Annotated in this window: 15 protein-coding genes and 1 tRNA gene; 6 read left to right on the top strand and 10 right to left on the bottom strand. The window is 58.4% G+C overall.

The features are described from left to right. Positions 1 to 49: 49 nt before the first annotated feature. The 4 genes from EL18_RS05640 to EL18_RS05625 all read left to right on the top strand — a co-directional run bounded on the left by EL18_RS05640 (position 50) and on the right by EL18_RS05625 (position 2425). Positions 50 to 610 carry a thermonuclease family protein gene (locus EL18_RS05640; protein WP_161781973.1) on the top strand — a complete coding sequence of 187 codons (561 nt, stop codon included), beginning with the start codon at positions 50 to 52 and terminating at the stop codon, positions 608 to 610. After that, the gene (locus EL18_RS05635) at positions 607 to 1218 is read left to right on the top strand and encodes a glutathione S-transferase family protein (protein WP_036480691.1); all 612 of its coding nucleotides are present in this window, start codon (positions 607 to 609) and stop codon (positions 1216 to 1218) included. Before EL18_RS05640 ends, EL18_RS05635 begins: the two co-directional genes overlap by 4 nt. Positions 1219 to 1223: 5 nt before the next feature. Beyond that, on the top strand, positions 1224 to 1859 hold the full coding sequence (locus EL18_RS05630; protein WP_036480688.1) for a uracil-DNA glycosylase family protein: 636 nt from the start codon (positions 1224 to 1226) through the stop codon (positions 1857 to 1859). A 71-nt stretch (positions 1860 to 1930) separates the two neighbouring features. Further along, positions 1931 to 2425 (top strand): Lrp/AsnC family transcriptional regulator, encoded by a 495-nt coding sequence (locus EL18_RS05625; protein ID WP_036480686.1) that lies wholly within the window; start codon positions 1931 to 1933, stop codon positions 2423 to 2425. A 41-nt stretch (positions 2426 to 2466) separates the two neighbouring features. On the opposite strand, the gene EL18_RS05620 is transcribed toward EL18_RS05625, so the two are convergent. The 7 genes from EL18_RS05620 to moaA form a co-directional block, all read right to left on the bottom strand. Continuing rightward, a complete protein-coding gene (locus tag EL18_RS05620; protein WP_036480684.1) occupies positions 2467 to 3339 on the bottom strand; it encodes an NAD(P)-dependent oxidoreductase in 873 nt (290 codons plus the stop codon). Positions 3340 to 3370: 31 nt separating this feature from the next. Continuing rightward, on the bottom strand, positions 3371 to 4219 hold the full coding sequence (locus EL18_RS05615; RefSeq protein WP_051913803.1) for an ABC transporter permease: 849 nt from the start codon (positions 4217 to 4219) through the stop codon (positions 3371 to 3373). Beyond that, positions 4216 to 4929 (bottom strand): ABC transporter permease, encoded by a 714-nt coding sequence (locus EL18_RS05610; RefSeq protein ID WP_036480682.1) that lies wholly within the window; start codon positions 4927 to 4929, stop codon positions 4216 to 4218. The genes EL18_RS05615 and EL18_RS05610 overlap by 4 nt, the downstream gene beginning before the upstream one ends. Positions 4930 to 5078: 149 nt before the next feature. Continuing rightward, the gene (locus EL18_RS05605; protein ID WP_036480679.1) at positions 5079 to 5864 is read right to left on the bottom strand and encodes an ABC transporter substrate-binding protein; all 786 of its coding nucleotides are present in this window, start codon (positions 5862 to 5864) and stop codon (positions 5079 to 5081) included. A gap of 150 nt (positions 5865 to 6014) precedes the next feature. Continuing rightward, positions 6015 to 6611, bottom strand: coding sequence for a molybdenum cofactor guanylyltransferase (gene mobA / locus EL18_RS05600; RefSeq protein WP_036480676.1), 597 nt, complete (start codon positions 6609 to 6611; stop codon positions 6015 to 6017). A 1-nt stretch (position 6612) separates the two neighbouring features. Continuing rightward, entirely contained in the window at positions 6613 to 7818 is a 1206-nt protein-coding gene (locus tag EL18_RS05595) for a multidrug effflux MFS transporter (protein WP_036480673.1), read from the bottom strand. Positions 7819 to 7937: 119 nt separating this feature from the next. Next, positions 7938 to 8945, bottom strand: coding sequence for a GTP 3',8-cyclase MoaA (moaA, locus tag EL18_RS05590; protein ID WP_036480670.1), 1008 nt, complete (start codon positions 8943 to 8945; stop codon positions 7938 to 7940). 119 nt (positions 8946 to 9064) lie between these two features. Between moaA and EL18_RS05585 the strand changes: the two genes are divergently transcribed. After that, a complete protein-coding gene (locus EL18_RS05585; protein WP_051913801.1) occupies positions 9065 to 9412 on the top strand; it encodes a gamma-butyrobetaine hydroxylase family protein in 348 nt (115 codons plus the stop codon). Between the two features lie 9 nt (positions 9413 to 9421). Here EL18_RS05585 and EL18_RS05580 read toward each other — a convergent pair whose 3' ends face one another. Next, positions 9422 to 10240 carry a polysaccharide deacetylase family protein gene (locus tag EL18_RS05580; RefSeq protein ID WP_161781972.1) on the bottom strand — a complete coding sequence of 273 codons (819 nt, stop codon included), beginning with the start codon at positions 10238 to 10240 and terminating at the stop codon, positions 9422 to 9424. Positions 10241 to 10579: 339 nt separating this feature from the next. Here EL18_RS05580 and EL18_RS05575 point away from each other — a divergent pair, with 339 nt between their 5' ends. Next, the gene (locus EL18_RS05575) at positions 10580 to 12472 is read left to right on the top strand and encodes a L,D-transpeptidase family protein (RefSeq protein ID WP_036480668.1); all 1893 of its coding nucleotides are present in this window, start codon (positions 10580 to 10582) and stop codon (positions 12470 to 12472) included. Between the two features lie 70 nt (positions 12473 to 12542). Here the strand turns inward: EL18_RS05575 and EL18_RS05570 are convergent, their stop codons facing one another. Continuing rightward, on the bottom strand, positions 12543 to 13994 hold the full coding sequence (locus EL18_RS05570) for a TrkH family potassium uptake protein (protein WP_036480666.1): 1452 nt from the start codon (positions 13992 to 13994) through the stop codon (positions 12543 to 12545). A 70-nt stretch (positions 13995 to 14064) separates the two neighbouring features. Beyond that, positions 14065 to 14139, bottom strand: a tRNA-Val gene (locus EL18_RS05565). Positions 14140 to 14151: the final 12 nt, after the last annotated feature.

Below are 14151 nucleotides of genomic sequence, written 5' to 3'. Positions count from 1 at the left end.
CCGGTCCAGACCCGGGCAGGGCAGGACGCCACGCAGAGCGTTCCGCCGGATGGCCGATATAGTGGTGACGATACTCATCCTTGGAGGTGTCACGCTGGTGGCGGCGCGGTTTGACAGGTTAGCCATGTCGGAACTGGCCGGCATACCGCGCGTCGCGGACGGTGACAGCCTCGTGTTAGGGGGAGAGCGGCTGCGGCTGAAAGGTGTGGACGCACCGGAAATTGGACAGGGCTGCGAAATGGGCGGACAGACCTATGACTGTGGTCGCAAGGCCCGACAGGCACTGCAGAAGCTCGTCGGTTCGGCCGCACTTGCCTGCAAGGGCTGGGAGCGGGACCGTTACGACCGGTTGCTGGTCCGATGCACAGCGGATGGTCGCGACATAAATGCTCAGCTTGTGGAAGCCGGTTGGGCTGTCGCCTATGGTGATTATGAGCGCGAGGAGCGAAGGGCGCGCGCGGAAAGACGCGGGATCTGGGCCGGAGAATTCGATGAGCCCAGTGAATGGAGGCGCATGAAGGCCTCAAGGCCCGAGCCGCGCCATGGCACGATGACGAGCGGCTTGTACGTTTTGCGCAGGCTGTTTGGAGCAGGAGGAAACGAGCATTGAAACTCTATGATGGCGGCAAGGCACCCAATCCGCGACGCGTTCGCATTTTCCTGGCGGAGAAGGGCCTGGATGTACCGTTGAAACCCGTTGATATGGGCGCCATGGAGCATCGCGGAGAAGAAATCGGCTGTCGCAATCCGTTCAGGGAATTGCCTGTGCTCGAACTTGATGACGGCAAGGTTATCTGCGAATCCGTGGCGATCTGTCGGTATTTCGAGGAACTGCACCCTGAGCCTGCGCTCTTCGGGGAAGGGGCCTTCGGCAAGGCGGAAGTGGAGATGTGGCAACGTCGCGTGGAGCATCGCCTTTTCATGCCCGTGGCGGCCGTCTTCCGCCACCTCCACCCGGCAATGAAGGAGTGGGAAGTGCCACAGGTGCCCGAGTGGGGAAACGCGAACCGGCCCAAGGCCATTGCCTTTCTGGAATTCCTCGACACGGTTCTTGGCGAGCGTCCCTATATCGCAGGTGAAAACCACTCCATCGCCGACATTACAGCATTCGTCAGCATGCAGTTCATGAAACCCGCGCGCATCGAAATGCCTGAAGGCCTGAACAATCTGCAGCGCTGGTACGAGAAGCAGGCTGCCAGGCCAAGCGCCCAAGCCTGAGCTCAATGAATGCTCGCCAAAATTCGGTGGATCTGCTGGAGCGGCGTATCAAAGCCTGCCGCCTATGCCGGGATGCTCCGACATATCTGCCCCAGCTGCCACATGAACCGCGTCCGGTGGCGTGGTTGTCATCGCGCGCGAAGATCCTGATCGCAGGCCAGGCGCCCGGTACCAGGGTACATGCGTCGGGCAAGCCTTTCGACGATCGCTCGGGTGACCGGCTGCGTGACTGGCTGGGAGTTTCGCATGAACAGTTTTATGATCGGGACAATTTCGCGATCGTGCCCATGGGTTTCTGTTTCCCCGGTCAGGATGTAAAAGGCGGCGATCTTCCGCCGCGCCGGGAATGTGCGCCGACCTGGCGCAGCGCGGTGTTGGCGACAATGCCACAGATAGAACTTGTACTCGCTATCGGCCAATACGCCCATCACTGGCATCTGAAAGCGCTCAAGGAGCGGACGCTGACGGAAACCGTGATGAAATGGCGGTCAATTTACGAGCAGACGATGCCGAGGCCCGTGCTGGCCCTGCCGCATCCCTCATGGCGTACCATTGGCTGGGCGAAGAAGCATCCATGGTTCGAAGACGATCTCCTGCCGTTCGTGAAGGAGCAGGTCAGGCAGCTTTTGTCTTCGACGTAGAGGTGAAATGATATTCTTGCGAGCGGTGCGAGGCAGTGATAACTGAGAATAAAATTCTCAACAGGTGCATCATGGACCGTCTCGACAGAAAAATCCTCCGCCTCCTGCAGGAGAATGCCACATTGGCAGTAGCGGATATCGCCAAGAAGGTGGGCCTGTCGACGACCCCCTGCTGGAGACGTATCCAGAAACTCGAAGAAGAAGGCGTGATCCGGCGGCGGGTGGCTATCCTTGACCCCGTGAAGGTCAATGCCCGCGTGACGGTCTTTGTTTCCATCCGCACCAATGCGCATAGCCATGAGTGGCTCAAGCGCTTCTCCGAGGTAATCCGCGAATTCCCGGAAGTGGTGGAGTTCTACCGCATGAGCGGTGATGTCGATTACCTGCTTCGCGTTGTCGTGCCCGACATCGCCGCCTATGACCAGTTCTACAAGCGCCTGATCTCGAAGATTGAAATCCGCGATGTGTCCTCCACATTCGCCATGGAGCAGATCAAGTACACGACCGAACTGCCACTAGATTACCTGGTGCTCGACAAGGAGAGCCCATCGAGCGCTTCGGCCTGAGGAAGGGCAGGGGCGCTGGCCAGGCCAGCGCTCCTTCAGTGCTACTTTTTCTCGAGGCGTGCGAGAAGCGAGGACGTATCCCAGCGATTGCCGCCCATTTGTTGAACGTCCTTGTAGAATTGGTCCACCAGCGCTGTCACAGGCAACTTCGCGCCATTGTTGTCAGCCTCGGTGAGGCAGATGCCCAGATCCTTGCGCATCCAATCCACCGCAAAGCCGAAGTCGTATTTGCCCTGGGCCATTGTTTTGTGGCGGTTTTCCATCTGCCACGATCCAGCGGCACCCTTGGAGATGACTTCGACAACCTTCTCGATGTCGAGACCGGCCTTGCCTGCGAAATGAATGCCCTCTGACAGGCCCTGCACCAGACCGGCAATGCATATCTGATTGACCATCTTGGTCAGCTGCCCGGACCCGGCCGGACCCATGAGGCCGATCATGCGGGCATAGGACTCGATCACGGGCTTTGCCTGGTTGAAATGTTCCTCGGATCCGCCGCACATGACGGTCAATACGCCGTTTTCCGCGCCAGCCTGTCCACCCGACACAGGCGCGTCGATAAAGCCAAAGCCCTTCTCGTCAGCCAGGCCTGCCAGCTCGCGGGCCACCTCGGCGGAGGCGGTCGTGTTATCGATAAAGATGCTGCCCGCCTTCATGGTCTGGAACGCACCATCATCGCCAATCGTGACTTCGCGCAGGTCGTCATCGTTGCCAACACAGGCGAAGACAAAGTCTTGATCCTGAGCAGCCTCAGCCGGTGTGGCAGCATGTGAACCGCCAAACTCTTCGGCCCATTTGGCCGCCTTTTGAGACGTGCGATTGTAGACTGTCACATCGTGCCCGCCACGCTGCTTCAGGTGGCCTGCCATGGGATAGCCCATGACGCCCAGGCCGATAAAAGCCACTTTTGCCATTATTCCCTCCTCCAAACAGTGCTTGCCGCGCCTAGCGTTTCAGGTGGCGCGTCAGGTGCCTTTCAATACGGTCGATTATGACGCGCAGGGTTTCCACCAGCGACAGATAGATGAGTGCTGCCCAGATATAGGTTTGCAGGTCGAATGTGCGTGCAAAGGCGCGTCGTGTCTCGCCCATCAGGTCATAGACCGTGATGATGGCGACGATGGCGGAGCCCTTGATCATCAGGATGATCTCATTACCATACGAGCGCAGTGATACCAGCAGCGCTTGTGGAAGGATGATCTTGTGCAGCGTCTGCAGCCGTGTCAGCCCAAGAGCGGATGCGGCTTCCCATTGACCACGTCCAACACTTTCCACGGCTCCACGCAGTATCTCTGCCTGATAGGCAGCAGTGTTCAGCGTGAAGGCGAAAAGGGCACAGTTGAAGGCGTCACGGAAGAACCACCACAGGCCAACCGTTTGCAGTTCCGGGCGAAACGATCCCAAGCCGTAATAGACGAGGAATGCCTGCGCCAGTAGCGGGGTCCCGCGGAAGAAATAGACATAGCCGTAGCACAAGGCGGAAATGATACGGCTGGAAGAGCGGCGCCCGATCGCGATTGGCACGGACAGCATCGCGCCGAATATGACCGACATGCCGACGAGCTTGATCGTGATCCAAAGGCCTGAGGCGTAGCGCGGCGCATAGCGCCAGAAGATGTCCGGATCCCAGGCAGCAAACAGATAAAGTCCAATGCCGATGGCAGCAAGAATCCAGAAACCGACCAGGGCGATTCCCACAAGTCGCGCCTTGGAAAATCCTGCAGCAATCACTGGAGGTGGTGGGCTTGCCGGGATCAGGCCTGTGCGGGAAGTGGCATTGTCGTGCACACTCATCGGGCGGGTCCTCCCGCAGACACGCGCCGCTCGATCGCATTTAGCGCGATGGAGCTGAGCAGCGCGAGTATGAGGTATAGCAGACAGGCCACCGAGAAGAAGAGGAAGGCTTCCTTCGTCACGCGGGCGGCAATGCCCGTCTGGCGCAGAATGTCCGACAGGCCGATGACCGATACAAGGGCGGTTTCCTTCAACAGGATCAGCCAGAGATTGGACAGGCCGGGCAGCGCCAGGCGGATCAGCTGGGGGGCAATGACATTGCGCATGGTTTGCCAGCGCGAGAGGCCGACCGCATAGGCGCCTTCATATTGGCCTGCAGGGATCGCCTTGAATGCAGAAACGAACACTTCGCTTGCATAGGCAGAGAACACGGCCCCAAGCGCGACCATGCCTGCAGCGAATGCGCTGATTTCGATGGTGATTTCCGCGCCAAGCAGGCGCAGTATCTGCTGAACGCCGATCTGCGCGCCGTAATAGACCAGGAACAGGGTCAAAAGTTCGGGCAGGCCGCGAAATATGGTGGTGTAGATCCCGCAGGCAATCCGCAGCGAAGGTTCTTCAGACTTCTTGCCAAGCGCAACGACAAAGCCAAGCACCAGCCCAAGCGGCAGCGTGGCCAGCGCAAGCGACACGGTTACCAGCACACCGGCAGCGATATCATCGCCCCAGCCTTCAGGTCCGAAACTGAGGAGGGTCAGAAGACCATCCATGTGCGGATTTCCTTTTCCTGGCCGCTCGAAAATTCGTCAGCACCGGTAAGGCGGCTTTTCGAAGGATGCAAGTTTTCGGCCCCATGGGGAGCCACAAACAGCCAAAAGCGGCGGGAAAAACTCCCGCCGCTCATTGCAATCAAGCTCGATCAGCCACCGTAAACGTCAAAGGTGAAATAGCTGTCGTTGATTTCCTTGTAGGTACCGTTTTCACGGATCGCCTTGATCGCCGCGTTGAACTTCTCGCGCAGCTCGTCTTCACCCTGGCGGATAGCGATGCCGATGCCCGGTCCGTAGATTTCCTCTACCGGGTCCACGGTACCCACGATCTTGCAGCAGGAGCCGTCTTCGGTCTTCAGCCATTCGTCAATGACAATCACGTCGTCGATTGCGGCGTCGAGGCGGCCATTGACCAGATCGAGCTTGTATTCTTCCGCCGTCGGATAGCCTTTGACGTCGGCATCGCCATAAGTCGTTTCCGCATATTGCGCATGTGTGGTGGAGGCCTGTGCACCGATGGTCTTGCCCGAAAGATCTTCAGGCGTGACACCGGTGATCTCGGAATCCTTCGGCACCACGATCGCAGGCGGCGTATTGTAGTACTTGTCCGTGAAGTCGACCTGCTTGAGGCGCTCTTCGGTGATCGACATGGACGCGATGATCGCATCGAACTTGCCGCTCTGCAGCGCCGGGATCATCCCGTCCCATTCCTGCGTGACAAATTCGCACTCGGCCTCCATCTGTTCGCAGAGTGCCTTTGCGATATCGATATCGAAGCCTTCGAGCTCACCGCTCGCGCTGATCGAGTTGAAGGGAGGGTAGGCACCTTCGGTGCCGATCTTGATCTGGAGCTTGTCCTGAGCCTGTGCGGCACCGCTGACCAGTGCGATTGCCATAGCGGAAAGGCCAAGGGCGAGACGCCGTGATACCAACATGAATGTTCCTCTCTGTCGTGGCATTCCAATGCATTGTTGCTCTTCATTGGAACGGAAGCGCGAATACTCCCACTCTTCGCGCGGAAAATGCAACCATAAACAAGCGTTTGACGCGCCATAAGCGGTGAGTTTTTCACCGCGAAGCGCGTATCAGGGTCTGGCTTCCGCAGCGTAAATTCGCTCCGCCAGGGCAAGATCATCTCTTGTGTTGATGTTCAGGAAGGCATGTGCGGCGGCATCATCGAAATCGCAAATCCGCGCGCCAGCGGTCACCTGCGCAAAGCGCGTCATGCTCATCGCCTGTCTTGCTATCGCTTGGCGCAGGAAAGGCCGCAAGGCGACCGGCCACAAGCCGACGGATGGATGAAGCTGCCCGCCCTGACGGCAGATGACCGCTTCGTCCGCATTTGAGGCTTGAACAAGGCGCGCGACGAGATCTTCGGGAAAGAACGGGGTGTCGACCGATACCGAAACGAGACGGTCGATGTCGTTCTGGTAAAGCCAATCAAGTCCGGCGAGGATGCCCCCGAGTGGGCCGCGATCGGGAATTGGATCACTGAGGTACGCTGCATCGATCGACAGGCAACTGTTGCTTTCGCCGCTGACGACCAGCCTGTCCACCTGACTTTCCAACCGTTGGGCCACGACTTGAAGCAAGGGTCTTCCGCCCAACCGGGCAAGCGCCTTGTCGCTTCCAAAACGGGAAGAGCGCCCGCCCGCAAGGATGAGGCCGACCACTTTGCCCATCTCAGACGTCACCTGCTATTCGGGCAATGCGCATCACGTAAAGTGTGGCGAGGATGCCGCAGGCTGCCGAACCGAGCATGACGAGGACCAGCGGGAAAGGGCCGGACTCCACAGACAGAAGTGCGCCCGAGATGACCGAGAGCGCCGCACCGCCACCGATCTGCAGCGCGCCGCCGAGCCCCGATGCTGATCCCGCCAGATGTGGCCTGACGCTGACCACGCCTGCATTGGCGTTGGGCAGGGTTATTCCGTTTCCCAGTCCGACGAGGAAGCTGGGGCCGAAAAGCGCAAGTGCATGCATGAAGCCGGCTGCGAAGAGCAGAAGCGAGATGACCATGCCGCATATGGCTGCCAGATTTCCTGCAAGCATCATTCTGTTGATGCCTATTCGAGCCGAAAACCGGCCAGAGCAATAATTCCCGATCATGTACCCGAAAGTGATAAGCGCGAAATACATGCCATATTGCGACGGTGACAGCCCCAGAAGCTCGGTCGCCACAAACGGGCCTCCGCCGAGAAAGGCGAAAAATGCACCGGAAGTGAAGGCGGCTGTGGCCGAATAACCCCAGAAACGGCGTGACTTGAACAGCTCCGGATAGTTTCGGAACTGACCGCCCAGGCTTGCGCTTTGTGTGTGGTTGGTTTCGCCAAGGTCGAGATAGACAACCGTAAGCGCGAAAAGCCCGAAACCCAGCATGAGATAGAAGGGCGCCTGCCAACCATAGATCTCACCCAGTATGCCACCGATCAACGGCCCGACCATCGGCGCGGCTGTCATGCCCATCGTGACATAACCTATGCGGCTTGCAGCTTCATTGGCTTCAACCATGTCGCGGACTATGGCCCGAGAAAGCACCATGCCGGCAGCCGAAAACGCCTGGCAAATACGCAAGGCCAGCAGGATCTCGATGGTAGGCGCAAATATTGCAGCCAGGGTGCTTACCACGAAGACGCTGAAGCAGAACAGCATGACCGGACGGCGCCCGAAACGGTCTGATGCGGGGCCGATGAATAGCTGCAATATCGCTGTCGCTCCGAGATAGAGCGAAACGGCCAGCTGCACGACCGCATAGTCGGCAGCGAAAAAGGTCGCCATTTCCGGCAGTACCGGCAGAAACACGTTCATGGAGACGGCGGCAGTCGCAGCTGCAATCACCAGCGTCAGGATGTGTGGTGGTGTGGTGCGGTCAATCACCCGCGTAGACATTGCATTATTCCGTATGAGGCAGCCGCGGCTGGAGTGGACTGGCGTTGGATACTGCCGTTCAAGCTGCCCCAGCCTGGTTCAACCGCAAGGTCCAGTCTCGTAATACTGGCAGCGCCAGCCTATCCACCGGTCACGCTCATGTGACGCGACACGGCAGGCTGTCGGGTGTTGCGGTCGATGATGAAATCATGACCCTTGGGCTTGCGCGAAATCGCTTCATCGATCGCACGGGCAAGCAACTCATTGCCCTCAGACGCGCGCAAGGGCGCGCGCAGATCCGCTGCATCCTCCTGACCGAGGCACATGAACAGCGTTCCCGTACAGGTCACGCGCACACGATTGCAGCTTTCGCAGAAATTATGGGTAAGCGGCGTGATGAAGCCGAGCCGCCCGCCGGTTTCCGCCACCTTTACATAGCGTGCGGGACCGCCGGTCTTGTAGGCTATTTCCTCGAGGGTGAACTGTTCCTCCAGGCGTTGGCGCAATTCGCTCAAGGGCAGATACTGGTCTGTCCGGTCTCCGTCGATCTCACCCAGCGGCATGGTCTCGATCACTGTCATGTCCATCCCGCGTCCATGCGCCCAGCGCATCATCTCCGGCAGTTCGTCCTGGTTGAAGCCACGCAGCGCAACCGCGTTCAGTTTCACGGCCAGGCCTGCATCCAGCGCCGCATCTATGCCCCGCAATACCTGGTCCAGATGGCCCCAGCGGGTGATCTCGTGGAATTTCTCGGGATCTAGCGTATCCACTGATACATTCACACGCCGGACACCGCACTCGGCAAGTTCGCCGGCAAACCGCGCAAGCTGGGAGCCATTGGTGGTCAGCGTCAATTCATCAAGCGCGCCGCTCTTGATGTGACGCGACAGTCCGCGGATCAGTTGCATGATGTTCTTGCGCACGAGTGGTTCGCCGCCAGTCAGGCGAAGTCTGCGCACACCCTTGTCGATGAACACGGAACAGAGACGATCCAATTCCTCAAGGCTGAGCAGATCCTTCTTGGGAAGAAAGGTCATGTCCTCGGCCATGCAATAGACGCACCGAAAGTCACAGCGATCCGTTACGGACACGCGCAGATAATCAATCTTGCGGCCGAACGGGTCTACCATGTCACCAAACGCTGTCATGCTGTATATCCTGCTTCGCCAGAGCATTGGCGAGGTGTGGAGAGTTCTGAAACGAAGGCAAGCCTAACACTCGCCGCGCATATGCGGCAATTGCGTTCAAGAGGATATTGAAACTGCCCATGAAAGCGCCCCGAGAGATACGAGTTTCATCCGACCGCCGCAGCATCTCGCTTGTTTTTACTAACGGGGATGCGCGGCTGGACGCGGAATATCTGCGCGTCTTCTCGCCTTCAGCCGAAGTGCGTGGACACGGACCCGCCGACAAGGTTCTGCAGACTGGAAAGCGGCAGGTCGAGATCGCGAATGTGGAACCGGTGGGCAATTATGCAATCCGCATCACTTTCTCCGACGGCCATGACACCGGCATCTATAGCTGGAGCTACCTGAACGAGCTGGCAATCGAGCGGGAAGTCAGGTGGCAGGAATATCTGGACGAGCTTGAACGGGCAGGTGCCTCGCGCGACTAGCGTGCAAGGTCAGAAGGATGGGGCGACCTTGGTGGCGGCATCCGGGCCGGGGACGAAATGAACAATGCTGTAGCCTTCACGATCCAATGTCGCCAGCAAAGCCGGCAGCATGCGCGCGGTTCGCTTGTGTATGTCATGCAGCAGAATGATCCCCGAGCCCCGCTTGCGCAGTGCTTTCATGATCCTGTTTTTGATCTGATCCGGCGTCGATACCCAATAGTCCTTTGAATCGATGGTCGGGTCGATAACGACTATGCCCTGCCGCGCAAGACTGTCCCTGAGTTTCGGGGTGTCAGCCAGATAGGGAAAGCGGAAAAACGGCGCGACCGACCGGTCTAGCGGGATCAGGGCACGCTCCAGAGAGGCCTTGCCTGCTTCGATATCCTGTCGCGCGTCATTCGTGTTGATGCGTGCAAGATTGAGATGATTTTGCGTGTGCGAGCCGATGGTATGGCCAGCGCTCGCGACCTCACGAACCAGTGCGGGATAGGCATTTGCCATCTGCCCCACCATGAAAAAGGTGGCCTTCACATCATGTCGGGCCAGCGTGTCCAGGATGCTTCTCGTATTATGGCGGACAGGGCCGTCATCGAAGGTGAGAACAACCTCGCCCTTCGCCAGCTGCAAATCTTCGATGCTGTCCACTGCGATCGTGCGGCCTTTGAGGCCAGGATTCGGCCCGGGCCGGTTTAGTGGAAACGCCGTCGTCTTCAGCGTTCCACCATGCTCGACTTCCGCCGAAAATGCATTCGGCGGCGGTGCGCTGTGGGAACAGGCCTGCACGGACAGTGCCACAACCATTACCGACAGGAACTTAAGATTAGCCATGATGCAGGCTGCTCGCATAGGTGGAACCAGGCCACAGCGTGCGTTTTTATGGTTAACGGAGCGATAACGCGGCGGAACTTTGGTCCGTCGGTGAACTGTATGCGGATCGGGAGATGGCGAACTGTTAGTGATGCTTTAGCCACAGCTCGCCAAAAACCTGCTCCATCACCCGGATCCGTGGCTGGGAAAACGAACTGTATTCACAGAAGGTTAACCAGAGGGCGCTGATTTGTTGCGACTGCCTTCAGCATCTGTTTTCACTACCACCAGATGTAACTCGGCACGAAATGAGTGTAGCATCGAAACCTCGACGCACGGGGTATAAGAACGGGGAGCGCCATGAGGGCGAAACTAATCAAGTCGACCGCAATGATGGCAGTTGCGCTGGCAGTCGGAACGGCCGCGATGCCTACGCCCGTGCAGGCAGAACAGAAATATCTTTTCGACTACCTGTTCGGCGGTAACCAGAAGCGTCAGCAGGTTCAGAAGCCTGCAAATCAGGTGCGCCGCGCTGCCCCCCAGGCACGGCAACAAAAGCGTGTGGTCAAGCGTGCCGCTCCCAAGCCACTCCCCAAGATCACCGGCCCGCAATATTACGACTACAAGGTCGGCTCCTACGCCAGGATCGACCTGGCTTCCATCGCTCAATCTGCCGAAGCTGCCGATGGCCAGGCATCATTCGCCGCTGCAATCGCTTCGCTGAGCGGAGACGAATTGCGGGCGGAGAAGGAGATTGCTGCAGCGATCTCCCAATACTATTCGCAAAATCCTGAGTTTATCTGGATCGAGCAGGGCGAACTGAACGAGCGCGCTCGGCTTGTGCAGGAAGTGCTCGCACAGGCAGGCGAGCATGGTCTTGATGAAACCCACTACGCCGTTTCGCTCGCAGCGAACGGAGCAGGGGCGGAGGGGAGCGATACGAGTTCGCAGGAAAAGGCCTTGGCTCGCTTCGAAATCCAGATGAGCGCCAAGGCGCTTCGCTACGTGCTTGATGCGAAGCTTTCGCGCATCGATCCCAACAAGATTTCCGGCTATCACGACTTTGACCTGCCGGATGTCGATCTTGTCAAATCGCTCGACATTCTCGCACACACCTTCGACGCGCGCCGCTACCTGGAAAGCCAGCACCCGCAAAACGAGCTCTATACATATCTTCGCAAGGAACTCGCGGCGCTGCGGGAAAGCGCCGAGCGGGAAATCGTGGTCGAGCCCGACACATTCATTCGTCCGGGCAAGAGCAGCAGCGAATTCCCCAAGCTGATGACGCTGATCGAGCGCGATCAGGAGATCATCCTGGATGAAGAGCAGCGCGCAGTGCTGGCTGGCTATGATGGCAGCGAAACCTATGCTCCGGAATTCGTCCCGCTCGTCAAAGCAGCGCAGAAGGCAAAGGGGCTGACCACCGACGGGATCATCGGCAAGCGGACGGTTGCTGCAATTGCTGGCGAATCCAAGGCTGAACGCGTCGAGAAGGTGAAGCTTTCCATGGAGCGGCTGCGTTGGCATCCCTCCCGTCTTGGTGACACCCGCGTCATGATCAACGCCGCCTCCTATAAGGCTCAGTTCCAGGAAGATGGGGAGGAGAAGCTCTCCATGCGCGTCGTCGTGGGCAAGAAGGCGAACCAGACCAGTTTCTTTTATGATGAAATCGAATATGTCGAGTTCAATCCCTACTGGGGCGTTCCTCGCTCGATCATCATCAACGAGATGCTTCCGCGCCTGCGTCGCGACCCTGGCTATCTCGACCGTGCCGGCTATGAAGTCACTGATTCCAGCGGTCGGCGCATAGCCTCAAGCTCGATCAATTGGGGACGTTACGGAGCCAATATCCCTTACAATGTGCGCCAGACGCCAAGCGAACGGAATGCGCTGGGCGAGTTGAAGATCATGTTCCCCAACAAGCATGCAATCTACATGCATGACACACCCGCAAAGAACCTGTTTTCCAGGGACATGCGTGCCTACAGCCATGGTTGCGTGCGGCTTGAAGATCCCCGCGCAATGGCTGCTGCTGTCTTGCAGAGCACGCGTGAAGATGTGGGCGCGGCGATCGCGCGCGGGAAAAATGCGCGCAGAAACCTGCCCAGGAAAATCCCGGTCTATGTCGGCTACTTCACCGCTTTCCCCGATGCACAGGGCAAGGTCGGGTACCATGAGGACATTTACGACCGGGATGAAGCCCTGCTGAAAGCTCTGGCAAAAGTCCAAGAGCAGCGATCAGCTGGCAGCTAGGATTAACCGCCGCCTGCAAATCGAGCCGTCGCGTGTCGCACGCGGCGGCTTTTTGCATGAGTCATGTGATCTAGCGCCAGAAACTAGGTGTCAGAAGCACAAGGACCGCCAATATCTCCAAGCGTCCAAGCAGCATCGTCACCGTGAGCACCCATTTCGCGAAGTCACTCAGCGAGGAGAAGTTGCCCGCAGGTCCGACGACCGGGCCCAGACCGGGACCGACATTCGTGAGTGCGGTCAGACTTGCGGTGAGTGAAGTGACAAGATCCAGGCCATTTGCAGCAAGCGCTGTGGATGAGAAAGCCCATACAGCCAGAAATGACACCATGAACAGAACGACCGATCTTTGCATTTCCGCATCAACGACGCGATTGCCGTAGCTCAAACTTCTGACAGCGTCCGGATAGATCAGCATATGGAAGCCGTTCTGGAGCATGCGCCCCATGATCAGAAATCGATAGGCCTTTATCCCGCCAGCGGTTGAACCCGAACAACCACCCACGAAGGTCGCAAGGAAGGCCAGCATCACCGCAAGGGAACCCCATGTCGTGTAGTCCTCGCTGGCGAAGCCTGCGGTTGATATGATCGAAACGAAGTTGAACGCCGCTGCAGTCAATGCTTCGGGGAACGGTACATCCGCGCGGATGCTGCGTTCCAGTGCAATCACGAGCACGAAGGCCGTCACATAGCTGGCGAACAATCGGATTTGTGGGTCGCGCCCGGCGTCCAGCCGTCCGCGCAGCGTGATCACGATCAGGATCGAGAACGGCAGTGCTGCCAGGAGCATGAAAACCGTACCAACCCACCGCACCGCGTAACCGTCGTAATATCCGAAGGACGCATCATGGGTTGAAAATCCGCCTGTGGCGATTGTGGTCATCGCATGATTGACAGCATCGAAAAGACGCATGCCGGCGGCCGAATACGCGATGGCGCAGAGGATTGTCAGTCCGAGATAGATTGCCAGCAAGGCCTGCGACAGGCTGTTGAGCCTGCTGAATGGTTTGTCCTCGATGTCCGAGGATTCAATCCGCAGATACGAAAATCCACCCACCTTCAGGATCGGCAGGAGGAACAGGCCGAGCGCAATGACGCCGATGCCACCGATCCATTGAAGCACCGAGCGCCACATCAGGATGCCGGGGGGCGCATGATCCAGCCCGACGATGACGGTCGAGCCCGTTGTGGTGATTGCCGAAACCGATTCGAAGACAGCCGATGCGAAGTCGAGCTTCAGGGAAGCCGCATAAAAGGGAAGGGCGCCCACGACCCCCAAAGTGGCCCAAAGAACGGTGACGACCAGGAACGCGAAGCGTGTTGTAAGGACGGGTCTTTGACTGTGTGTGGCAATCGCGGTCGCGATAGCCAGGCCGCCGGTGGCGAGCGCGCTGATCGCGAACACGGCCCAGTCACTGTTGCCGTAATAGATATCTACTGCCGCCGGAACGAGCATCGCTCCGGCAACATAGAGCGCGAAAATCGAGGCGACGTAAGTTGCCGATCGGATTGCAGCCGCATGCAAAGGGTTTATCGCTTTCAATCAGGTTGATTGGATAACATTGCAGTGCATCGTCCCATCCGCTGGCAGCAGATGGTGGGCGCGACAGGGATTGAACCTGTGACCCCACCCGTGTGAAGGGTGTGCTCTCCCGCTGAGCTACGCGCCCGCCCGACGGCAA

The organism is Nitratireductor basaltis (assembly GCF_000733725.1).
In the GTDB taxonomy this organism is placed as follows: Bacteria; Pseudomonadota; Alphaproteobacteria; order Rhizobiales; family Rhizobiaceae; genus Chelativorans; species Chelativorans basaltis.
Note: the sequence above shows the minus strand (reverse complement) of the source record. Positions and strands in the feature narration are given on the sequence as shown.